21 protein-coding genes are annotated in these 21,127 nt (G+C 74.0%); 12 read left to right on the forward strand and 9 right to left on the reverse strand.

Annotated features, from left to right (window positions below; all coding sequences use genetic code 11):
- Positions 1-18 precede the first annotated feature (18 nt).
- A complete protein-coding gene (locus O7606_RS16505) occupies positions 19-549 on the reverse strand; it encodes a hypothetical protein (RefSeq protein WP_281594924.1) in 531 nt (176 codons plus the stop codon).
- A 1,015-nt stretch (positions 550-1,564) separates the two neighbouring features.
- Here O7606_RS16505 and O7606_RS16510 point away from each other — a divergent pair.
- On the forward strand, positions 1,565-1,852 hold the full coding sequence (locus O7606_RS16510; protein ID WP_281599713.1) for a hypothetical protein: 288 nt from the start codon (positions 1,565-1,567) through the stop codon (positions 1,850-1,852).
- A gap of 288 nt (positions 1,853-2,140) precedes the next feature.
- Positions 2,141-4,084, forward strand: a complete 1,944-nt coding sequence (locus tag O7606_RS16515) for a multicopper oxidase (protein WP_281594925.1) — start codon at positions 2,141-2,143, stop codon at positions 4,082-4,084.
- Positions 4,085-4,146: 62 nt separating this feature from the next.
- Here the strand turns inward: O7606_RS16515 and O7606_RS16520 are convergent, their stop codons facing one another.
- Complete coding sequence (locus O7606_RS16520) at positions 4,147-4,413, reverse strand: hypothetical protein (RefSeq protein ID WP_281594926.1); 267 nt, start codon at positions 4,411-4,413, stop codon at positions 4,147-4,149.
- Between the two features lie 503 nt (positions 4,414-4,916).
- On the opposite strand from O7606_RS16520, the gene O7606_RS16525 reads away from it, so the two are divergent.
- Positions 4,917-5,933 (forward strand): 3-oxoacyl-[acyl-carrier-protein] synthase III C-terminal domain-containing protein, encoded by a 1,017-nt coding sequence (locus O7606_RS16525; protein WP_281594927.1) that lies wholly within the window; start codon positions 4,917-4,919, stop codon positions 5,931-5,933.
- Between the two features lie 89 nt (positions 5,934-6,022).
- On the opposite strand, the gene ligD (O7606_RS16530) is transcribed toward O7606_RS16525, so the two are convergent.
- Together ligD (O7606_RS16530) and ligD (O7606_RS16535) are read right to left on the reverse strand one after the other, a co-directional pair.
- On the reverse strand, positions 6,023-6,934 hold the full coding sequence (gene ligD / locus O7606_RS16530; protein ID WP_281594928.1) for a non-homologous end-joining DNA ligase: 912 nt from the start codon (positions 6,932-6,934) through the stop codon (positions 6,023-6,025).
- Positions 6,924-7,874, reverse strand: coding sequence for a non-homologous end-joining DNA ligase (gene ligD, locus O7606_RS16535; protein ID WP_281594929.1), 951 nt, complete (start codon positions 7,872-7,874; stop codon positions 6,924-6,926). Before ligD (O7606_RS16535) ends, ligD (O7606_RS16530) begins: the two co-directional genes overlap by 11 nt.
- An 88-nt stretch (positions 7,875-7,962) precedes the next feature.
- On the opposite strand from ligD (O7606_RS16535), the gene O7606_RS16540 reads away from it, so the two are divergent.
- Entirely contained in the window at positions 7,963-9,051 is a 1,089-nt protein-coding gene (locus O7606_RS16540) for a Ku protein (protein ID WP_281594930.1), read from the forward strand.
- A gap of 17 nt (positions 9,052-9,068) precedes the next feature.
- On the opposite strand, the gene O7606_RS16545 is transcribed toward O7606_RS16540, so the two are convergent.
- Positions 9,069-9,461 carry a PPOX class F420-dependent oxidoreductase gene (locus tag O7606_RS16545; protein WP_281594931.1) on the reverse strand — a complete coding sequence of 131 codons (393 nt, stop codon included), beginning with the start codon at positions 9,459-9,461 and terminating at the stop codon, positions 9,069-9,071.
- Between the two features lie 181 nt (positions 9,462-9,642).
- Here O7606_RS16545 and O7606_RS16550 point away from each other — a divergent pair, with 181 nt between their 5' ends.
- The 6 genes from O7606_RS16550 (at position 9,643) to O7606_RS16575 (ending at position 15,438) form a co-directional block, all read left to right on the forward strand.
- Positions 9,643-10,317 (forward strand): FKBP-type peptidyl-prolyl cis-trans isomerase, encoded by a 675-nt coding sequence (locus O7606_RS16550; RefSeq protein WP_281594932.1) that lies wholly within the window; start codon positions 9,643-9,645, stop codon positions 10,315-10,317.
- Between the two features lie 78 nt (positions 10,318-10,395).
- Complete coding sequence (locus O7606_RS16555; protein WP_281599715.1) at positions 10,396-11,235, forward strand: hypothetical protein; 840 nt, start codon at positions 10,396-10,398, stop codon at positions 11,233-11,235.
- Between the two features lie 37 nt (positions 11,236-11,272).
- Positions 11,273-11,926, forward strand: coding sequence for an HAD family phosphatase (locus O7606_RS16560; RefSeq protein WP_281594933.1), 654 nt, complete (start codon positions 11,273-11,275; stop codon positions 11,924-11,926).
- A 164-nt stretch (positions 11,927-12,090) separates the two neighbouring features.
- Positions 12,091-13,104 carry an NADPH:quinone reductase gene (locus O7606_RS16565; RefSeq protein ID WP_281594934.1) on the forward strand — a complete coding sequence of 338 codons (1,014 nt, stop codon included), beginning with the start codon at positions 12,091-12,093 and terminating at the stop codon, positions 13,102-13,104.
- Between the two features lie 476 nt (positions 13,105-13,580).
- Positions 13,581-14,072 (forward strand): NUDIX domain-containing protein, encoded by a 492-nt coding sequence (locus O7606_RS16570; protein WP_281594935.1) that lies wholly within the window; start codon positions 13,581-13,583, stop codon positions 14,070-14,072.
- 82 nt (positions 14,073-14,154) lie between these two features.
- A complete protein-coding gene (locus O7606_RS16575) occupies positions 14,155-15,438 on the forward strand; it encodes an MFS transporter (protein ID WP_281594936.1) in 1,284 nt (427 codons plus the stop codon).
- 4 nt (positions 15,439-15,442) lie between these two features.
- Here the strand turns inward: O7606_RS16575 and O7606_RS16580 are convergent, their stop codons facing one another.
- Positions 15,443-15,985, reverse strand: coding sequence for a type 1 glutamine amidotransferase domain-containing protein (locus tag O7606_RS16580; protein ID WP_281594937.1), 543 nt, complete (start codon positions 15,983-15,985; stop codon positions 15,443-15,445).
- A gap of 176 nt (positions 15,986-16,161) precedes the next feature.
- On the opposite strand from O7606_RS16580, the gene rfaE2 reads away from it, so the two are divergent.
- Together rfaE2 and O7606_RS16590 are read left to right on the forward strand one after the other, a co-directional pair.
- A complete protein-coding gene (gene rfaE2 / locus O7606_RS16585) occupies positions 16,162-17,982 on the forward strand; it encodes a D-glycero-beta-D-manno-heptose 1-phosphate adenylyltransferase (protein ID WP_281594938.1) in 1,821 nt (606 codons plus the stop codon).
- Positions 17,979-18,857: a glycosyltransferase gene (locus tag O7606_RS16590; RefSeq protein WP_281594939.1), complete on the forward strand. Its 879-nt coding sequence runs from the start codon at positions 17,979-17,981 to the stop codon at positions 18,855-18,857. The genes rfaE2 and O7606_RS16590 overlap by 4 nt, the downstream gene beginning before the upstream one ends.
- Here the strand turns inward: O7606_RS16590 and O7606_RS16595 are convergent.
- The 3 genes from O7606_RS16595 to O7606_RS16605 form a co-directional block, all read right to left on the reverse strand.
- Positions 18,777-19,943, reverse strand: a complete 1,167-nt coding sequence (locus tag O7606_RS16595) for a glycosyltransferase family 9 protein (RefSeq protein ID WP_281594940.1) — start codon at positions 19,941-19,943, stop codon at positions 18,777-18,779. The genes O7606_RS16590 and O7606_RS16595 overlap by 81 nt on opposite strands.
- Before the next feature lie 63 nt (positions 19,944-20,006).
- The gene (locus O7606_RS16600) at positions 20,007-20,579 is read right to left on the reverse strand and encodes an Hsp20/alpha crystallin family protein (protein ID WP_281594941.1); all 573 of its coding nucleotides are present in this window, start codon (positions 20,577-20,579) and stop codon (positions 20,007-20,009) included.
- On the reverse strand, positions 20,576-21,085 hold the full coding sequence (locus O7606_RS16605) for a DUF2231 domain-containing protein (protein ID WP_281594942.1): 510 nt from the start codon (positions 21,083-21,085) through the stop codon (positions 20,576-20,578). Before O7606_RS16605 ends, O7606_RS16600 begins: the two co-directional genes overlap by 4 nt.
- Between the last annotated feature and the right edge of the window lie 42 nt (positions 21,086-21,127).

The raw sequence follows: 21,127 nt of genomic DNA on the forward strand, positions 1-21,127 counted from the left end.
CGGGCCCAGCCGCGCCCGTCAGGACTGCTCCACCAGCCGCAGGACGTCGTTCACGATCTCCTCGTCCACCCGGCGTACGGAGAACATCCGGTCGTACGTGTCGAACGTGGCGAGGTACAGCAGCGACGGATCCTCGGGCAGCAGCAGCGCTTTTGCGGGGGGCGGGAGGTCGGGAGCGTGGAACTGCCCGTAGTAGACGCGTAGGAACTCCTCCTGACGCCAGGGAAACACCCGACGATCGCCGACGAACACGGCGGCGTCGACCCCCTCCCGCGCCTCGGACACCTGCACGTCCCGCTTGCGGTGGTAACGGCCGAGGTAGCGGGCGTGGGAGGGAGCTCTCTGCCGGAGATTGTCGTTGCCGAACCGCACGGACGCCTGGCTGAACGAGACGAAACGCCCGCCGGTGGTAAGGAAGCATCGGCTCAGCGTCCACCCCTGCGCCACGTCGATCAGCCGGCTGCCGAAGGCGCCGTCGACACCTGCCACGGCCCGCTGCGGGGCGACCCCGTTGCGTACCAGCGCGTCGCGTGCCCCGGTGCCGAGCACGGCCAGCCTGTTTGCCGCTTCGGCCGGCGCTGTCGCGTTGGCCTGCCGGAATTCGTCGAGGAGCCGTTCCTTCGTCGTCCTGGCCTCCTGTCGGGCGTTCTGCGCCTGCTACAACCGCTTTTCGAAGTCCGACATGCAGATGATTCCTTCCGGGCCGGGACACCAGCGCGAAGGCTACGGCCGGAGCCGGGGCCGGGTCCAGAATGGACCGGGCCAACCTCCGGGCAGAGTGGTAACTGTTCGCAGCCTGTCGAGCTGCCCCGGATCTGGGGCACAGTCGGGCGGCCCGCCGCCGCTGCCGCCACGGCCGATGGGCCACGGGTGCGTGAATACGGTTCAATAGGCGGTCGACTGCTGGTCATCTGGGCGTGGCGGAGGGTGATCCACTGTGCGGCTCCGGGACCGCCGACCATGGTCGCCACTGGCGGCCACGTTCCTGCTGGCTGCCGTCGCGGTGCTCACGGCCACGGTGGGCACCCTGCTCGCGTTGGCGGTCAACGCGGCCAGCGAGCAGCAACGCTGGCCGTGGGGGCTGGACCTCGTCCAGCGGTACCCGTTCCCCTCTGTGCTGGTGGCGACGCTGCTCGCCGTCGTCCTCGGCGCGGTGGGCCTGTCGGCGCAGCGCAGCCGGGACGCGCTGACCACCGCACCGCCCGACGACCGGGCCGTCCCCACGCCCGGTCCGGAGCCGGAGCGACCCGCGCGCACCCGGATGGCGGACGCGCCGCTGGGCGAGCTGCCCCCGGTGGTACGGGGACGGGACGCGCTGATCGGTGACATCCTGACCCCGGCCGCCTCCGGGGCGCCCCGGGTGCGGGTGGTCACCGGCATGGGCGGTCGCGGCAAGACGACGGTGGCGCTGGCGGCGGCGCGGGAGGCGCGTACCGCCGGTTGGCGGGTGTGGTGGGTGTCGGCGGTGGACCGCGCTCGCCGCCGTGCGCGACGAGAACGCGCGGATCAAGGCCGCGCTCCGGGCCTGGCAGAGCGAGTACGCGACGCACGGGCCGGACCGGCGATGACCGTACGGCAGCAGCGGTGGGTGATCCACGTGCCGGTGGTCGTACCCGATCTGCACCGGGCCCGGCTCTTCGCGCGCACCGCGACGCGCGCCCTGGCGCTGCTCACCGCCCGGGTGGACGCCGGGGAGGTGACCGTCTCGACCGAGGACGACCAGGGCGTACGGCACCGGGTGTTCTGTGACCGGCGGCTGCCCGGCGGCGGCCGGTGTGGCCTGCCCACCGACCACGGCGTGCCCTGCGTCCGCCGGGCGCGCGGCGGCGGCCCGGCCCGGGTCCGACGTTAGGCGTCGACGCAGCACGGGTGCGGGTCGGACCGGTCGTGCCGGCCGGGACCGGGCGGGTTGCCGTGCCCCGTATCTGGGGCAGCTCCAAAGGCTCTCGCGGAGTACCCCACTCCCCGGCCGCCGGGGGCACGTCGCGGCCGTCGAGGGCGTGGCCCAGACTCCGGGCCGGACCGCCTTTTCTGGACAGAAGCGGAAAAAGTCGGGTTCGTGACAGTCGACCGGGTGGCCCGTCCCGCAGGGTGCCAGATAGGACGAGCGGGAAACCCCAGCTCAGAGGGGACGTGGCCCATGACGACGCGTCGCAGGCTCCTGCTCGGCGGGGCCGCCGCCTTCGCGGCCGGTTCGGTCACCGGAGCCGCCACCGGCTCCGCGGCCCACCCCGCCACCACCGACCCCGACCCGGCCGCCGGGGGCAGCCGGCGACGGCGGGAAGGGTCGGGGCTCGACCCGACGGGCATCCCCCGGTACGTCACGCCGCTGGCGGTGCCGCCGGTGATGCCGCCGACGGCCAGCGGGCCGGCACTCGACCGTTACCTGATCGGGGTACGCCAGTTCCGGCAGCGGATCCTGCCGCCCGGCTTCCCGGCCACCACGGTCTGGGGGTACGGCGCGCTGAACCAGCCTGCCACGTTCGGCTTCCCCGCCGCGACCATCGAGGCGCGGGTCGGTCGGCCGGTGCGGGTGACCTGGGTCAACGACCTGGTCGACGGGTACGGGCGTTACCGTCCGCACCTGCTGGCCGTCGACCCGACGCTGCACTGGGCGAACCCGCCCGGCGGCGTGACCGGGCGGGACTCCCGGCCCACGTTCAGCTCGACGCCCGGACCGTACCGGGGGCCGGTGCCGATCGTCACGCACCTGCACGGCGGCCACACCCGGCAGGAGAGCGACGGCTACCCGGAAGCCTGGTACCTGCCGGTCGCGCGGAACATTCCCGCCGGGTACGCCCGGGTCGGCACCTTCCACGACCGGTTCCGGGCCGGGTTCGCCGCCCGGTACGGGGTGCGCTGGCCGGCCGGCACGGCGGTCTTCCAGTACGACAACGACCAGCGCCCGACCACCGAGTGGTACCACGACCACGTGCTCGGCCTCACCCGGCTGAACGTGTACGCCGGGCTGGCCGGCTTCTACCTGCTGCGCGGCGGCGTCGACCTGCCGCCGGGGGTGCTGCCCGGCCCCGCGCCGACGTTGGGCGAGCCGCCGGGCACCCGGCACCACGAGATCCCGCTCGCCATTCAGGACCGCTCCTTCGACCGGGACGGCTCACTGTTCTACCCGACCAACCGGTCCTTCTTCGACGACGCCGGCCCGTACCTGCCGGACGGGCCGTTCCCGCCGATCTGGAATCCGGAGTTCTTCGGCGACACCATGCTGGTCAACGGCCGCACCTGGCCGAGCCTGACGGTCGAGCCACGGCGTTACCGGTTCCGGCTGCTCAACGGGTGCAACTCACGGTTCCTGCTGCTCGCCGTCGCGGCCGACCCGCTCGCGGCCCGCCCGGTGCGCGCGGCCCTGCCGTTCTGGCAGATCGGCAACGACGGTGGCTTCCTGACCCGGCCGGTACGCCTGGACCGGGTGCTGCTCGGCCCCGCCGAACGGGCCGACGTGATCGTGGACTTCACCGGCCTGCCCGAAGGCACCCGGTTGTACCTGGTCAACGAGGGACCGGACGGGCCGTTCACCGGCGGCGACCAGGCGCCCGCCGAGCCGACCACCACCGGTCAGGTGCTGCGGTTCGTGGTGGGCGCCCGACGTGGACCGGACCGCAGCGTCCCGCCGGAGCGCCTGACCCTGCCGGCGGTCGCGCCGCTCGGCCCGGCCAGCGTGGTCCGCCGGCTCGCCCTCGGCGAGGAGACGAGCGGGGACCAGCCGGTCGAGCTGCTGCTCGGCACGGTCGACGCGGCCGGGAACCCGACCCTGCTGCCGTGGCACGCGCCGGTCACCGAACGGCCGACCCTCGGCGCGACGGAGATCTGGGAATTCCACAACCCGACCGAGGACGCGCATCCGGTGCACCTGCACCAGTCGACGTTCGAGGTGTTGGGGCGGGGCGTGGACGGCGCCCGCCCGCCAGGGCCCGGGGAGCTCGGCCGTAAGGACACGGTGCTCGCGTACCCGGGGGACGTGACCCGGTTGCGGGTCCGTTTCGACCTGCCCGGCCGGTACGTGTGGCACTGCCACATTCTGGAACACGAGGACAACGAGATGATGCGTCCGTTCCAGGTGGGCTGAGAACACGGGGCTGCCCCGCGCCGTCGGCCGTGGACCGGGGGCGCGGGGCAGTGACCGGTGGATCAGTGCTTCTTGATGATGGCGTTCGGGATGAGCAGGCAGTCGGCCTTGTTGTCGCCGTCGTTCAGGTCCGCCACCAGGGCGTTGACGTCCACGAAGCCGCAGAGCAGGGCGGCCACGTCGACGCTCACCGCGTCGTGGATGACGATGTCGCCGACGGAGATGTCCACCAACTGCCCGCTCCCGGTCGCCTGCGCCGGCGCGGCGGCGGCGAACATGCCACCCACGGCGATGGTGGTGGCGACGAGGGTCTTGGCGAGACGGCCCATTGTTTCCTCTTCTCCTGTCCGACGCCATTTTGGCGTCCACCGGTTTGCTTGAGAAAAAGTTAAGGCAGCAATTCCGCCCCGTCAACGGCCGCGCCGGGCGAGCAGCTTTCGCTCTCGATTTGCGGACCGCCCGGGCCGATTCTAGGATCCCTGCCCCACTCGCCGCAGCCACTCCGCCGGGCCCGGAGAATCAGCAGCTCACCCATAATGCGGAAAGTTAAACCAGGTGTGCCCAAGTCGACAGGTGGCCGCGACCGGAGCCGACGGCCATCGCGCCTTGTTTCACCATTCGCACGGCGCACTGATCTCTCGTGATTATCACACAACACCACCATGACAATTGTCCCAGGTCTACTGTGCACGGTCACCGGAAGACAGTTGTCCGGCCGGCCGGACGGGCCATCGGCGACCGCCGGTGAAGTGACCTGCGCCGGATCCACTTGTGCCGGGGCGGAATCCCGGCCACCATGCGGTCAGTCACCACCACCGAGCCGGGAGGCCGCGTGAACCCGGTCAGTCTCGTGGACGTCGGCAGCTATCTGCCGCAGCAACGGGTGACCACGGACTTCTACGGCGGAGACGACGACGCGCTGCGCCAGAACATCATGTTCCGCTCGCCCCGGTACCGGCGGCACGTCGCCCCCGACGAGGACGCCGTCGACATGATCGAGCGGGCCGCCCGGCCGGTGCTGGAACGGGCGGCGGCGCGGGGTGACGGACCGCTGGACGTCCTGCTCACCAACGTCCAGTTGCCGGACGTACCGTGGACCGGGGCGGGCACGGCGGTGGCGCACCGACTGGGCTGCGACCCGGGCTGGGTGCTCGACCTGCACAACGGCGGCTGCGTCTCGTTCGTCCACCTGCTGCGGATCGCCCGGCAGATCCTGCGCACCGGCGAGGCCCGCACCGCGCTGATCTGTTGCGTGCAGAACACGGCCGGGCAGATGTTCGCGCAGTCCGAGGTGCGGCGACGCTCGCACGCCTCGGTGCCCGGCGACGGCTGTGGGGTGGGCTACCTGCGGGTCGGCGACGAGTCCCCGATCCTCGACGTCGAGGTGCGCCACCTCGGCGAGCACGCCGGCGACATGGCGGTACGGCTGGAGGACGGGCGACGCTACTGGGAGCCGGGGCAGAGTCAACTCGACGTCGAGTTCACCCCGACCAAGGTCCGGCAGATCATCGCGCGGGGAAACGCGCTGGTGCCCGAGGTGGTGTCCGCCGTCTGCGCGCGACTGGGCGTCGCCACCGCCGACATCGACCTGCTGGTCACCAACCAGCCGAACCGGCTGTTCCTGCGGCACTGGCGGGACGCGCTGGAGATCACCCCGGAGCGGCATCCGGACACCTTCGACGAGTACGGCAACCTGTTCGGCGCGGCGGTGCCGGTCACCCTGCACGAGGCGGTCCGCGCCGGCCGGCTCCGCCCGGGCGACCTGCTGATGCTGGCCGGGTTCGCGCACGCCGGCGACTACGCCGCCGCCGCGGCCCTGCGCTGGCAGCCCCTCGACCAGCCCGGCTGAGCCGCCGGCCGCCCGACCGGCCCGGCTGGTCGGCGGTCCCGGCAGCGCGGGTGGGCGGCCACCCCGCCGGCCCGGGGCGGCCGGTCAGGTCACGCCGGCAGCTCCGGGCCGCCGTGGCGCAGCGGGGCGAGCAGGTCGCCGTACCTGTCGATGCGGGCCAGCGCCTCGGCGGCGGTGAACGGGCGGACGGCGGTGTCGTCGCCGTCGGCCGCCGCCTCGACCTCGGCCCAGGTCAGCGGGGTGGAGACGGTCGGGTTCGGCTCCGCCCGCAGCGAGTACGGCGCGACCGTCGTCTTGGCGGCGTTGTTCTGGCTCCAGTCGACCAGGACCTTCCGGGGGCGCAGGTTCTTCGCCATTCTCGACACCACGAGTTTCGGGTGGGCGCCCTCCAGCTCCCGGGCGACCCGGTGGGCGTAGTCGGAGACCAGGTCGGCGGGTTGGGCGCCGGCGACCGGGCAGCAGAGCTGCATGCCCTTCCTGCCGGACGTCTTGGGGTAGCTGTCCAGGCCGTCGGCGGCGAGCCGGTCCCGGGTCAGCACCGCCACCTGGCAGCATTCGCGCAGCCCGGCGGGCGGCCCCGGGTCCAGGTCGACGACGAGCATGTCCGGGTTCGCGCCGATCCGCCACTGTGGGGTGTGCAGCTCCAGCGCGGCCAGGTTGGCCAGCCAGACCAGGGTGGGCAGGTCGTCGGCGACCACGTAGTCGATGGTCTCCCGGCCCTTGGTGGAGCCGGGGGCGGGCAGCGTCTCGACCCGTACCCAGTCGGGGGTGGCGGCGGGCCGGTTCTTCTCGAAGAACGATCCGCCGGTGACGCCGTTCGGGTAGCGGATCCGGGTGAGCGCCCGGTCCCGCAGGTGCGGCAGGAGCGCCGGAGCGACCCGGGTGTAGTAGTCGATCACCTCGCCCTTGGTGAAACCGGCCTGCGGATAGAGCACCTTGTCCAGGTTGGACAGCTCCAGGGAGCGGCCCTCGACCTCCACACGCAGTCGGTCACCCGGCATCGTCGACCTCCTCGGGGGGTTTGTCCGGTCGCAGTCTGAGCACCCGTGGAAAGCGCAGCCGGCCGTCCGGGGTGCGCTGGCTGTACTTGATCTCGACCACCACCCGGGGCGTCACCCAGACCGCGCCCCGGGCGTCCTCCCGGGGCACCTCGCCAGCGGCGAACGGGGAGCCGGGGGCGCGCAACGGCTCCAGCTCGGCCAGCAGGGCGCGTTCCAGGGCCGCGCCGATGCCGCCGCCGACCCGGCCCCGGTAGGCGAGCCGGCCGTCCGGGCGGGGCGCGCCGACCAGCAGCCCGCCGATCCTGCGTACCCCGGGTCGCCAGCCGCCGATCAGGAAGTCCCCGGTCACCTCCAGTTTGACCTTCACCCAGTCCGGGGAGCGCACGCCCGGCCGGTAGGGCGAGTCGACGCGTTTGGCGAGCACCCCCTCCAGGCCGTGCTCGCCGGCCGCCGCGTAGGTGGCCGGGCCGTCCGGGAAGGCCGGTGGCACCGCCCACCGGGGTCCGCCGAGGCCCAGCTCCTCCAGCGCGGCCCGCCGCCGGGCGTACGGCCAGCCGGTCAGGTCCGCGCCGCGCAGCCGCAACAGATCGAAAATCATGTACGTCACGGGGGCGACCGCCGCCAGCCGGGCGGCCTTGTCGCGGTCCCGTACGTGCATCCGCTCGGCCAGCGCGGTGAACGAGGGTTGCCCGGACGCGCCGAGCAGCACCACCTCGCCGTCGAGCAGCACGTCGTCGTCGGGCGCCTGGTCGCGTAGCGTGGCCAGCTCCGGGTAGGCGGCGGTGATCTCCACTCCGGAACGCGCGTAGAGCCGCTGGTGACCGCCGGAGATGTCGGCCAGCCCGCGCACGCCGTCCCATTTGAACTCGTACGTCCAGTCCGGGCCGGCGGGTAGCGGCCCGGTCGTGGCGAGCATCGGCTTCAGCGGGGCGCCGGGCACATCTGCGACTGTAGTTGGCACTCGAACACCTCGCGTGACCTTCGATCATTTGCGATCCTGGTCAGAACCGGGGAGAGGAGCATCGGCCATGCGGGCGATCTGGAAGGGCGCCGTGTCGTTCGGCCTGGTCTCGATCGCGGTGAAGCTCTACTCCGCCACCGAGGAGAAGGACATCCGGTTCCACCAGGTGCACCGGGAGGACGGCGGCCGGATCCGTTACAGGCGCACCTGCTCGGTCTGCGGCGAGGAGGTCAGCTACGACGACATCGCCAAGGGGTACGACATCGGCGGCGGCGAGATGGTGATGCTCACCGACGACGACTTCGCCGACCTGCCGTTGAGCACGTCCCACGCGATCGACGTGCTGGAGTTCGTACCGGCCGAGCAGGTCGACCCGATCCTCTACAACAAGGCGTACTTCCTGGAGCCGGAGGGCGCCGCGACCAAGCCGTACGTGCTGCTGCGCGACGCCCTGGTCGACGCGGAGCGGGTGGCGATCGTCAAGGTGGCGCTGCGGCAGCGGGAGCAGCTCGCCACGCTGCGGGTCCGGGAGGGCGTGCTGCTGCTCAACACGATGCTCTGGCCCGACGAGATCCGGAAACCGGGGTTCAACTTCCTGGACGACGACATCAGCGTCCGCCCGCCGGAGCTGGCGATGGCCAGCTCGTTGATCGACTCGATGGCCGGGGAGTTCCAGCCGGACGCCTTCACCGACGACTACCGGGCGGCGTTGCAGGAGGTCATCGACGCCAAGGTGGAGGGGCGCGAGGTGGTCCAGCCGGAGGAGGTCGAGGAGGCGCCGGCCGCCGCGGTGGACCTGATGGCCGCGCTGAAGGCGTCCGTGGAGCGGGCCCGGGCGGCCCGGGGCGAGCCGGCCGGCGGCGAGCCGACCCCGATCTCGGCCGCCCGGTCGGCCCGCAAGGCCACCGGACCGGCCGGGAAGGCTTCCGCGTCGGCCCGGAAGGAGGCCGGGGGCGGCGCGGAGAAGACGCCCGAGAAGAAGACCTCCGCGAAGAAGACCCCGGCGAAGAGGACCGCCGGTGGGGCGGCCGGGAAGAAGGCCGCCGCCAAGGCCGAGCCGGCGAGGAAAACCGAGCCGGCGAGGAAGGCCGCCGAGAAGAAGACCGGGGCCAGGAAGACCGTCCCGAAGAAGGCGGCCCCCCGCAAGACCGCCTGACCCCGGCCCGGCGTACGTCAGCCCTGCTTGAGCCGGGCGGTCGGGGTGACCTTGACGATCAGTCGGACCTCGCCCTCCTTGCGGAACGGGTAGCTGTCCGCGTCGAGGTACTTCTTCGCCATCCTGTCGATGTGCTCGTCGGCCCCCTCGGTGGTGATCTCGACGGTGCCCTTGACCCAGAGCGTCCGGTAGTCGTTGGCCCGGTCCGAGACCGAGATGGCGACGACCGGGTTGCGCTCCATGTTCCGGTGCTTCACCCGGCCCTTGGCGGTGTTGAAGACGATGTGCTCCCCGTCGGTGTCCACCCAGACCGGGGTGACGTGCGGGGTGCCGTCGGCTTCGATGGTGGCCACGTGGGCCAACTGCGGCTCGTTCAGGAGAGCGATGTCATCTGCGGTGAGGAACGCCATGGGCCGGAATCTACCGGCCGGAGGCCGACTCCACCGGCCGACCCACGGCGGTGGCGGCCGGTCGTCCCGACGGTCCCCGCGCCGTGCGCCCCCTGCCTGTGGAGCATCGATCCAGGTACCGTTTGCGTCGACCTCGGCCCGCACCGGCGCCGACCCATCATCGCTACAGGGAGTTCACGACGTGAGTGAGCGCGCGGAGGGCCGGTCCACCGGCCAGAGCACGGCGAGCAAGTCGGAGCGGCGGCTCGCCGCCAAGCTGGCCGCCCAGAAGGCCGCCGAGGCGAAGCGTCGCCGGCAGTCGATCCTCGGCGCGCTCGCCGGCCTGGCCGTGGTCGCCGTGATCGTGGCGGCGTTCGTGGTCTTCGGCGGCGGCGGTGACGACGAGCCGGCCGAGCAGGCCGGCGGCACCCCGTCGGCCGGGGCGTCGTCCGGCGCGCCGGACGCCCCCGGCGCGCCGGCCGCCCCGCAGCTCCCCGAGGGCGCGGACCCGGCGCTGGGCAGCAAGCCGACCGTGACCAAGGGCAGCGGAAAGCTGACCAAGCTGGCGGTCACCCCGGTGATCAAGGGCACCGGCCCGGCCACCAAGGCCGGGCAGGAGCTCACCGTGAACTACGTGGGCGTCTTCTACGACAGCGGCGAGGAGTTCGACGCCTCCTGGAAGAGCGGCCAGCCGTTCACCTTCCAGGTCGGCGCGGGCCAGGTCATCCCGGGCTGGGACCAGGGCCTGGTCGGGGTGAACGTGGGCAGCCGGGTGCAGCTCGACCTTCCCGCCGAGCTCGCGTACGGGGCCAGCCCGCCGCCCGGCGCGCCGGCCGGCCCGCTGCGCTTCGTGGTGGACGTGCTGGCCGCCAAGTGACAAGTTTCTCCTGACGCCGGACCGGACCCGGAGGTGGACGTGACAGCGCCGGACGAGTCGGGGCGGACCGCCCGGACGATGTGGCACCACTACGAGCCGCTGCACGCGGTCACCTACTTCCACCCCCGGGCCCGGGCCGCGTACGAGGCGGTCGGGCTGCGCGGGTACTGGCGGGGCTACTTCGCCGGCCGGGCCGCCCCGCTGGGCGCGACCGACGCCGCCCCGGTGGTCGCGGCGTTCTTCACCTTCCCGCCGCACACGGTGGGTCGGGCCCTGCCGGCCGTCTGGCGGCTGGCCGCCCCGGAGGAGGCGTTACGGGCCCGGCTCACCGGCGCGGTGCAGGCGCTCGCCGAGCTGACCTACGAGCTGCCGGAGCGGCACCTGGTCGAGACGGCCGACCTGCTGGAGGCCGCCGCCGACGCGGTGGAGCCGGCCGGGCGGGTGCTCGGCGCGGCCAACGCCGCCCTGCCCCGGGCCGAGTACCCGCTGGCCCGGATCTGGCAGGCGGCCACCACGTTGCGCGAGCACCGGGGGGACGGGCACGTGGCGGCGCTGGTCGCCGCCGGTCTCGACCCGGTGGAGACGCTGGCGTACCGGGTCGCCGACGGGCTGACCCCGATCGCGCTGACCGGGCGGGGCTGGTCCGAGGAGCAGTGGCACGCCGCCCGGGAGCGGCTGGTCGGGCGGGGCTGGCTGACCCCGGCCGGCGCGCCGACCGAGGTGGGCGGGGCCGCCTTCCGGGCGATCGAGGCGGCCACCGACAGCGCCGCCGCCGGCCCCTGGCGGGCGCTGACCCCGCAGCGCGCCGACCGGCTGCGGGAGCTGCTGGACCCGCTGGCCCGCCGCTGCCACGCGGCCATCCCGCCGGACAATCCGATCGGCCTGCCCGCCCTGCCGGAGGACTCCGCCCCCTCCTGACCGGCGGGACCGGTGTCGGGCAGGGCAGGATGGGGCGATGACGGACGCGGTGATCTTCGACCTGGACGGCGTGATCGTGGACTCCGAGCCGGTGTGGGAGGAGGTGCGCCGGGCGTACGTGGCGGCGCACGGCGGCGCCTGGCAGCCGGACACCCAGCACCGGCTGATGGGGATGAGCACCGGCGAGTGGTCCGCGTACCTCAGCGGCGAGCTGGGCGTCGACCGTACCGCCGGGCAGGTCGCCGACGAGGTGGTCGAGGAGATGGCCCGGCGGTACGCCGACCGGGTGCCGCTGATCGGTGGGGCCGACGAGGTGGTGCGGCGGTTGGCCGAGCGGTGGCCGCTCGGGCTGGCCAGCTCGTCGCCGACCCGGCTGATCGTGGCGACGCTGGCCGCCACCGGGCTGACCGACCTGTTCGGCGCGACCCTGTCCAGTGAGGAGACCGCGCGCGGCAAGCCCGCGCCCGACGTCTACCTGGCGGTGGCGGCACGGCTCGGCGTCGACCCGGCCCGCTGCGTGGCGGTGGAGGACTCCTCCAACGGGGTGCGTTCGGCCGCCGCGGCGGGGATGCGGGTGGTGGCGGTGCCGCACGGCGCGTACCCGCTGACACCGCAGGCGCGGGAGCTGGCCGCCGTGGTGTTGCCGGCGGTCGGCGAGCTGACCCCGGACCTGCTGGACGGCCTCGGCTGACCGCGCCGCCGGCGGGCCGGACCGGCGGCTCGCGGAGCCGGCCACGCGGACCGGCGGCTCGCGGAGCCGGCCACGCGGACCGGCGGAGGGCGAGCCCGGGGAGGCCGCCGGGGCATGATCCGGGCGCCGTCGGGTACGGCGGCAGCGGACGGTGAGGAGAGATCATGAAGGCGATCGTGTACGAGCGCAACGGTGACCCGTCGGTGCTCCAGGTGGTGGACCGGCCGACGCCCGAGCCCGGGCCGGGTGAGGTGCTGGTGCGGTTGGCGGTCGCCGGGGTGAACCCGACCGACTGGAAGTCCCGCGAGCAGCGGCCGGTGCCGGACGGGTGGCAGATCCCGGGCCAGGACGGCGCGGGCGTGGTCGAGGCGGTCGGGGACGGGGTGGACGCCCGGCTGCTCGGCGAGCGGGTCTGGGTGTGGGAGGCGGCCTGGCAGCGACCCTGGGGGACGGCGGCCGAGTACACGGTGGTGCCGGCCCGGCAGGCGGTGCCGCTCGGGGACGCCTCCTTCGAGTTGGGGGCCTGCCTGGGGATACCGTTCCTGACCGCGCACCGCTGCCTGACCGTCGGGGAGACCGTGCCGGACAAGCTGCACGCCGGGGCGCTCGCCGACCGGGTGGTGCTGGTGCAGGGCGGGGCGGGCGCGGTGGGCAACGCGGCGGTGCAGCTCGCCCGCTGGGCCGACGCCACGGTGGTCGCCACGGTCAGCAGCCCGGAGAAGGCGCAGCTCGCGGCGGCGGCCGGCGCCGACCATGTGATCGACTACCGGCAGCAGGACGTGGTCGAGGAGGTCCGCCGGATCTCGCCCGACGGAGTGGACACCATCGTCGAGGTGTCGGCCGCCCGCAACGCCGCCGTCGACGCACAGCTCCTGCGGCCGGGCGCGACGGTGAGCGTCTACGCCGACGACGGCGGGGCCGAGCTGACCCTGCCGATCCGGGCGCTGATGGCGCCGAACGCCCGCTGGCAGTTCGTGCTCGTCTACACGGTGCCCCGGTCGGCGAAGAGCCACGCGGTCGAGGACGTGGCCGCAGCGGTGGCCCAGGGGTACGTCCGGGTCGGCCCGGCGGCCGGTCTGCCGCTGCACCGGCATTCGCTGGACGCCGCCGCGGCGGCGCACGCCGCCGTGCAGAACTCGGTGGTCGGCAAGGTGCTGCTGACCACCAGCGCCGACTGACCGGCCCGGCGTACGGCATTTTCCGTCGACCGGGGGATCGTCGCGTCATCCCGGGGACGAACCCGAGAAAGTTTCGCAAGAATGCAGGGGCGGGCACAGCCCGCACAAGCGGGCGGCCCCGGCGCGGTGCGAACGCCGGGGCCGCTCCTGGGGAGGGGTGTTAGGAGTTCGCCCCCACCCCGTCAGGCGCTCACGCGCCTGAGACTGTTACATCGTCACCTCACGTACCGGAAACCCGCCTTCGACGTACCGTGAGCGGACCGGTTTCCGGTCGGGCCCGGGTCGTCGGCGCGGCGGGCGCCCCCGCACGTGCACGCTGAGAGCGTACCGACGTCACCGGCGCTCAGCCATCCCTCGCGCAACTTCTCGTCCACAGGGACGGAATCACCGCCGTAACGGGGGGCGCGCGCGGACCCCGTCGGCGCTACGCGCGGGTAACCCGTCGGCGCGCCGGGAACCCCCGTAGATTGGGCCGGGTGAGCGTCTCCTGGGCCGAGTCGTACGTCGGACAGCTCCGCGCGCTGGCCGGTGACCGTACGCTGATGTTCGTCGGCGCGCGGGCCGTCCTGCACGACAGCGCCGGCCGGGTGCTGCTGATCCGGCGCAGCGACAACGGGCACTGGTCGATGCCGGCCGGCGCGATGGAGCTGGGCGAGTCGATCGCCGACTGCGCCGTCCGTGAGGTCCGCGAGGAGACCGGCCTGCGGGCGTTGCGGGTGACCGCGTTCGCCCTCTACACCGGCCCGGACCGCACCCACACCAACATGTACGGCCACACGTACCAGATCTTCACGACCGCGTTCCGGGTCGACGAGTGGGACGGCGACCTGCTGCGGGTCACCGACGAGACCACCGACGCGGGCTGGTTCCACCCGGACGGGTTCCCCGCCCCGCTGTCCGCGTCGGTGCCCGAGACGCTCGCCGACCTGGCGGTGTTCCAGCAGACCAACCGGCTGCTGCTCAAGTAGTCGGGGTAGCCGACAGTCGGTTAGGTCGCACCGGCGTCAACTGACTGGACAGCCGCCCCGGCGACGACGAGCATCCCGGTACGTGCTGCTCAGCCTGTTGCGCCGGACGGCGCTGGATCTGACCCCGCTGCGGACCTCCCGGGACTACCGGCTGGTCTTCACCGCGGCGGGCGTGTCCGGCTTCGGGTCGTTCATCACGTACGTCACGTTGCCGTACCAGGTGTACCAGATGACCGGCGATCCGCTGCTGGTCGGGCTGATCGGCGTCTGTGAGCTCGTACCCCTGCTGGTGATGGCGTTCGTCGGCGGCGCGCTCGCCGACTACCTGGACCGGCGGGCCCTGGTGCTCGGCGGCGAGATCGGCTTCACGCTGCTCTGCGGGGCGCTGCTGGTCAACTCCCTCGGCGACCGGCCGCAACTGTGGCTGCTGTACCTGGTGGCGGCGTTCACCGCCGCGCTGGACGGGCTGCAACGACCGGCCATGGAGGGCCTGACCCCGCGCATCGTCCCACCGGACCAGATCCCGGCGGCCAGCGCGCTGAACTCGCTGCGCATGCAGATCGCCCAGCTCGGCGGGCCCGGCCTGGCCGGCGTGCTGATCGCCAGCGTCGACCTGGCCTGGGTGTACGCGGTCGACCTGGCCACCTTCGCGTTCTCGCTGGTCTGCCTGGCCATGGTGCGGGCGGTGCCACCGCCCCCGGCCGCCGACCGGCCGTCACTGCGCTCCGTGGTGACCGGCCTGCGGTACGCCCGCAGCCGCCCCGAACTGCTCGGCACCTACCTGGTGGACATCAACGCGATGTTCTTCGGGATGCCGCAGGCGCTGTACCCGTTCATGGCCGAACGGCTCGGCGGGCCGGCGGTGCTGGGGCTGCTCTACGCCGCCCCGGCGGTCGGCTCGCTGGTCGCCACGGTCGGCTCCGGCTGGACCGCCCGGGTGCACCGGCACGGGCTGATGGTGGTGCTGGCCGCCGGCGGGTGGGGGCTGGCCATCGTCGCCGTCGGTCTCACCCGGTCGCTCTGGCTGGCGTTGTTCTTCCTCGCCCTGGCCGGCGCGGCGGACATGATCTCCGGCCTGTTCCGCATGATCATCTGGAACCAGACCATCCCCGACCACCTGCGCGGCCGGCTGGCCGGCATCGAGCTGCTCTCCTACTCGACCGGCCCGCTGCTCGGGCAGCTCCGCTCCGGCCTGGCCGCCCGTTGGATGGGCGTGCACGGCGCGATCGTCTCCGGCGGCGTCCTCTGCGTCGTCGGCACCGTCGCGCTCGCCGCGCTGCTGCCCGCCTTCGTCAGGTACGACGGGCGCGACGGCCTGGCCCGCAAACAGGCCGAGGACGCCGCGCGCGCCGCCACCGCCGTCTAGCGGATCACCGCGCGAACTGCTTGACGATCGCCGCGCAGAACGCCGGCAGGTCGTCGGGCTTACGGCTGCTCACCAGGTTGCCGTCGACCACGCACTCCTCGTCGACCCAGTCCGCCCCGGCGTTCACCAGGTCGGTGCGCAGGCTCGGCCAGCTCGTGATCCGGCGGCCCCGTACCACGCCGGCCTCGACCAGGGTCCACGGCCCGTGACAGATCACCCCGACCGGCTTGCCCGCGTCGAAGAACGCCTTCACGAACCGCACCGCGTCCGGGTCACTACGCAGGAAGTCCGGGTTCGCCACCCCGCCGGGCAGCACCAGCGCGTCGTACGCGCCGACGTCGGCCTGCGCGACCGGCACGTCCACGTCGTACGTGTCCGACTGGTCGAGGTGGTTGAACGCCTGGACCGGGTCGCCTTTCAGCGACACCAGCTCGGCCCGCGCGCCGGCCTGCTCCACCGCCTCGCGCGGCTGCGTGTACTCCACCTCCTCGACGCCGTCGGTGGCGAGGAACGCGATCCGCTTGCCCTCCAGTACTCGTTCCGCCATGAGCCGCTCTCCTCTCCGTCCGCTCGTGCTGCTTCCCGTACCGTCTGTTTGCCGTACCGTCTGCTGTTCTCTGGTGTTCCCGTGCTGGATGGGGCGAAACGCGACGTGCTCCCGCTCACCGGCGGGCCGGCGCGGGCCCGGGTTTGACCCGCGGGGGCGCGGGGATCCCGCAGGGTATGGCAGGAGCAGCAGCGGAACAGCGCCGGCTGGCCACCGTCGTGGACGGCTGGCGGGGACGACCCGTCCTGGTCATCGGCGACGCCATGCTCGACGAGTGGCGGTTCGCCGAATCCGACCGGCTCTGCCGGGAAGCGCCCGCGCCGGTGCTCACCCTCCGTCGACGGATCTCGGCGGCCGGCGGCGCGGCGAACACGGCGGTGAACCTGGCCGCCCTCGGCGGACTGGCCGCGCTGGTCGCCCCGGTCGGCGCGGACGTCGCCGGCGACGAGCTGCACGACTGCCTGGACCGCGCGGGCGTCTGGGACCGGACGGTCAACCAGTACGGTCGCCCCACCCCGATCAAGCGACGGATGCTCGCCGGCAACCAGATCCTGCTCCGCGAGGACTCCGGCAACCCCGAGGAGCCGCTCACCGACGACGGGGCGGCCCGACTGATCACGGCGGTGGAGTGCGCGATCGAGGAGCTGCGGGCCGCCGCCGACGGCGTCGCGCCGACGCTGGTGATCTGCGACTACGGTCTCGGCGCGCTCGCCGCCCCGATCCGCGCCTGGCTGGTCACCAACCGGCAACGCTTCGCCACGGTTGCCCTGGACGCGCACGACCTCGCCGACTGGCGGGGCCTCGCCCCGACCGTGGTCACCCCGAGCTTCGCCGAGGCGACCAGGCTGCTCGCCCGCGCCGCCACCGCCGTCGTCGGCGCCGGTGACCTGCACTTCGACCATCCTGATCCGCCGGACGGCCCGTCCGAGCTGGTGGTCGGCGCGGCCCCCGGCACCCGGCACGCCGACGTACGGGTGCACGGGCTGCCCCTGGTCGGGCCGGTCGGCGAGCCGACCCCCGGCGAGGAGGCCGCGGCGGTGACCACCGGGCCCGTCGCGGTGACCACCGGGTACGGCCCGGACCGGGTGGCGCTCGCCGAGTCCCGCCTGGCCGAGCTGCGCGCGCACACCGGGGCGGACGTCGTGGCGGTGACCCTGGACACCGAGGGCGCGGTGGTCGGCGGGGCGGAGGGCGAGCCCCGGCGCAGCCACACCACACCCGTGCCGGCCAGTCACGCGGTGGGCGCCGGTGACGCGTACCTGGCCGCGATGACCCTGGCGCTGGCCGCCGACGCGCCACTGTCGACGGCCGCCCAACTCGCCCAGCTCGCGGCGACCATCACCGTCTCGGAGACCGGCACCTGCGTCTGCCGCCGGCAGGACCTGCTCGCCGCGCTGGGCGGGCCGGCCGGGTCCACCGCCGGCCCGGTGCTGGTGGGCGGGGCGGACCTCACCGCCATCGTCGCCGAGCACCGGCGCGCCGACCGGACGGTGGTGTTCACCAACGGCTGCTTCGACGTGCTCCACCCCGGACACGTCCGGTACCTGGCGCAGGCCGCCGAGCTGGGCGACCTGCTGGTGGTCGCGGTCAACTCGGACGAGAGCGTACGGCGGCTCAAGGGCCCGGACCGGCCGGTGAACCCGGTGGAGGACCGGGTCGCGCTGCTCGCCGCGCTGTCCTGCGTGGACCACGTGGTGGTCTTCGAGGAGGACTCGCCGGCCGCGCTGATCGAGCTGGTCCGCCCCGACGTGTACGTCAAGGGCGGCGACTACCCGCCCGAGATGGTGCCGGAGGCCCCGCTGGTCCGTCGGCTCGGCGGCCGGGTACGCACCCTCGGCTACGTCCCCGACCGGTCCACCTCGGCGATCATCGAGCGGATCCGGGCCCAGCAGACGCCCGACGGCCACCCCGCGCCGGTCCCCGCTCGGCCAGCGGCGGACCCGTCCGCCAACGGGAACGGCGTCAAGGGGCCCTTCCTGACCGGGCAGACGCCGTGAGCCGCCCGCTCGACGCCGGCACGTCTGAGGAGTTCCGTCGGGAACGGGCGCTGGACGTGCTGATCCCCACCCGGAACCGGCCGGCCGAGCTGGCGGTGACCCTCTCCGGGCTGGCCGCCCAGGAGGGTGTGCCCGGCTTCGGGGTGGTGGTGAGCGACCAGTCCGACGGCGAGCCCGCGTACCGGCATCCGGCCGTCGCCACCATGGTCCGGGTGCTGCGCCACCGGGGTCATCCGGTGCTGCTGACCCGGCGGCTGCCCCGGCGCGGGCTGGCCGAGCACCGGGCGTACCTGCTGGGCTGCTCGGCCGCCCGCCGGGTGCTCTGCCTCGACGACGACGTCTGGCTGGAGCCGGGCGCCGTGGCCCGACTGGTCACCGCCCTCGACGAGCTGGGCTGCGGGTTCGTCGGCAACGCCGTGCACGGTCTGTCGTACGTCGACGACGTCCGCCCGGAGACCCACCGGCACTACGAGGAGTGGACCGGGCCGCCGGTGCCCGAGACGGTACGCCCGGACACCCCGCAGTGGCAGCGCGCGTCGATCCACCCGGCGGCGAACCTGCTGCACGTCACCGAGAAGCTCGACCTGCCGCCGGGCACGTGGCGGGCGTACAAGATCTCCTGGATCGGTGGTTGTGTGCTCTACGACCGGGCCCGGCTGGTCGAGGCGGGCGGCTTCGACTTCTGGCGACGGCTGCCGCGGCGGCACCAGGGCGAGGACGTGGCCGCCCAGCTCGCCGTGCTGGCGCGCCACGGCGGCGCCGGCGTCCTGCCCAGCGGCGCCTACCACCTGGAGTCACCGACCACCGTCACCGAACGCGACGTCGAGGCGTGGGAGGTGGTGCTCGCCGCCCCCGACGCCCCGCGCCCCGCCTGACAGCTCGCGGGCGGCGGCCACGACCTCCACCACGGGCACGTCGGCGACGAAGGAGTCCCGGTGCGGGCACTCGCCGTCGCCCGGGCGGTCCGGGTAGAGCCCCCGGGTGCAGTCGACGCCGCAGACCGGGCAGCGCACCGTCCAGGACACGATCGGGCGGTGCCGGCCGCGCAGCGGATGCCCCGAGTTGATCAGGTTGCCGACCCAGTACACGCCGACCGTGGCCGTGCCGACCGCCGCCGCCAGGTGCAGCGGCCCGGTGTCGTTGGCGACCAGCAGGACGCAGTCGGCGTAGCAGGCGGCCAACCCGCCGATGCTCAACGTGCCGACCAGCGGGCGGACCGGCACGCCGGCCGCCGCGACCACCCGGTCGACCAGGTCCCGTTCGGCGGGGGTGCCGGTGACCAGCACCTCGTACCCGTCGCCGGCCAGCTCCCGGGCCACCTCGGCGAACCGTTCGGCGGGCCACCGTCGCCGGGTGTCGGTCGCGCCGGGGTGCACGGCCACCCGGGGGCGGGTGGGTGGGCCGAGCGCCCGCAGCGACTCGGCCCGGTCGGCGTCGGTGACCGGGAAACTCGGCAGGATGCTGGTGGCCGGCGCGCCCACCAGGGCGGCCACCTCCAGGTACCGCAGCACCTCGTGCTGGTAGTAGACGTACCGGATCCAGCGGTCCAGCGGCGGCGCGTCCTCGGCACGCAGCCCGGCGGTGACCCGCGCGCCGAGCCCGCTGACGATCGGGTTCGAGTTGGCCCCGCCGCCGTGCAGTTGCAGCGCCAGGTCGAAGCGCTCCCGCCGGGCCGTGTCCAGGAACTCCGCCAGGGCGGGCGCGGGCTCGGCCGGGTCGGCCGCCCGGATGCCGGGGGCCGGGGGCACCACCAGCACCCGGTCCACCGGGCCGGGCCGGTCGCGCAGCAGCTCCGCGTGCCACGGCGCGCCGAGCAGCACCAGCTCCGCCTCCGGGTACGCGGACCGCAGCGCCTCCAGCGCCGGCAGGACGAAGATGAAGTCACCGAGCGCGTTGGCGCGCAGCACGGCGATCCGCCCGACGTCCGGCACCCGCCCGCCCACCGGCCACAGCCCGCCCACCGGCGGGTGTGGGGACGGCGCGGGCGGGGACGATCCGGGCGGGGACGGCGCGACCATGTGCCGCTACGGCCGGTCGATCTGGTCGAGGTCGGGACCGGAGGCGGTCCCGGCGTCCGGGTGGTGCAGCTCCCGGTCCGCCGCCGGGTCGGCGACCGGATGCGACGTACCCCGGCGGACGCTGCCGTTCGCGGACCGCAACTGCCCGACGGTGATCGTGCGGGGCGCCGGCCGGGCCGCCCTCGGCAGCCGGACCCGGAGCAGGCCGTGGTCCATCACCGCGTCGATCGCGTCCGGGTCCACCCGGGACGGCAGGTCCACCCGGTACTCGAAACCCCTGGTCTCCAGCCCACCGGGGATGCCGTGGTCGGCGTTGACCTCGGCCTCCGAGCGGGCCCGGACGCAGAGTTCCCGGTCGTCGACTTCGACGGCCACCTCCTCCGGGGCCACGCCGGGCAGCCGGACCAGCACCTCCCACCCGTCGGCGGTCTCGGTCAGCTCGACCTCGGGCGGCCCGGAACGGCCACCGACCAGCCGGCTCAGCTCGGCCCGCAGCGACTGCAACTCGCCCATCGGATCCCACCCGGGGTGCCGGTCCCGCCAGCCGCTCCGACCGAAGCCGCCCGCCTGCTCGCTCACCGGACCTCACCGCCCACCCGGTCGGCCGTCGCCGACGGGCGCAGCGAGCTCGACGCGTTCAGGTCGGCGTCCCGGTCGACCCCGACGCCCAGCCGGTCCACCAGCTCGCCGCCGAGCCACCCGCTGATGCCGAGCAGCGCCACCGCGACCACCTCGATCGCGATCAGCGCGCCGCCGGCCGCCCGCGAGTCCGCGTTGAACCGGACCACCCAGACGGCGGCGAAGAGCAGGATGACCGCCAGGTTGGCGGCGGCGTGCAGCAGCGCCACCCGCTTGGCCCGGGTGCCGGCCGGGATGGCGAGCAGGTCGAACGCCCCGGCGGCGGCGGCGAGCACCCCCATCACCAGACCGACGCCGATGTTCCAGAAGGCCACGTCGCCGAGGACGCCGGGGCCGCCGAGGGTGTCCACCACGTCGAAGAAGACCGCGGTCACCAGCAGGCCGAACGGGAACATCACCAGCATCGGGTGTACGGGGTGCCCCAGCACCTTCAGTCGGCTCTCCATCTGGCCTCCCGGGTCATCGGATCGAACGTGCTCGGCAACCGC

Source organism: Micromonospora sp. WMMD882 (genome assembly GCF_027497255.1).
Lineage (GTDB): Bacteria > Actinomycetota > Actinomycetes > Mycobacteriales > Micromonosporaceae > Micromonospora.

Excerpts from the sequence above, each read along its gene's own strand:
- O7606_RS16510 (WP_281599713.1), top strand. The coding sequence starts at position 1,565 with ATGACCGTACGGCAGCAGCGGTGGGTGATCCACGTGCCGGTGGTCGTA.
- O7606_RS16515 (WP_281594925.1), top strand. The coding sequence starts at position 2,141 with ATGACGACGCGTCGCAGGCTCCTGCTCGGCGGGGCCGCCGCCTTCGCG.
- O7606_RS16520 (WP_281594926.1), bottom strand. The coding sequence starts at position 4,413 with ATGGGCCGTCTCGCCAAGACCCTCGTCGCCACCACCATCGCCGTGGGT.
- ligD (WP_281594928.1), bottom strand. The coding sequence starts at position 6,934 with ATGCCGGGTGACCGACTGCGTGTGGAGGTCGAGGGCCGCTCCCTGGAG.
- O7606_RS16540 (WP_281594930.1), top strand. The coding sequence starts at position 7,963 with ATGCGGGCGATCTGGAAGGGCGCCGTGTCGTTCGGCCTGGTCTCGATC.
- O7606_RS16545 (WP_281594931.1), bottom strand. The coding sequence starts at position 9,461 with ATGGCGTTCCTCACCGCAGATGACATCGCTCTCCTGAACGAGCCGCAG.
- O7606_RS16555 (WP_281599715.1), top strand. The coding sequence starts at position 10,396 with ATGTGGCACCACTACGAGCCGCTGCACGCGGTCACCTACTTCCACCCC.
- O7606_RS16560 (WP_281594933.1), top strand. The coding sequence starts at position 11,273 with ATGACGGACGCGGTGATCTTCGACCTGGACGGCGTGATCGTGGACTCC.
- O7606_RS16565 (WP_281594934.1), top strand. The coding sequence starts at position 12,091 with ATGAAGGCGATCGTGTACGAGCGCAACGGTGACCCGTCGGTGCTCCAG.
- O7606_RS16580 (WP_281594937.1), bottom strand. The coding sequence starts at position 15,985 with ATGGCGGAACGAGTACTGGAGGGCAAGCGGATCGCGTTCCTCGCCACC.
- rfaE2 (WP_281594938.1), top strand. The coding sequence starts at position 16,162 with ATGGCAGGAGCAGCAGCGGAACAGCGCCGGCTGGCCACCGTCGTGGAC.
- O7606_RS16605 (WP_281594942.1), bottom strand. The coding sequence starts at position 21,085 with ATGGAGAGCCGACTGAAGGTGCTGGGGCACCCCGTACACCCGATGCTG.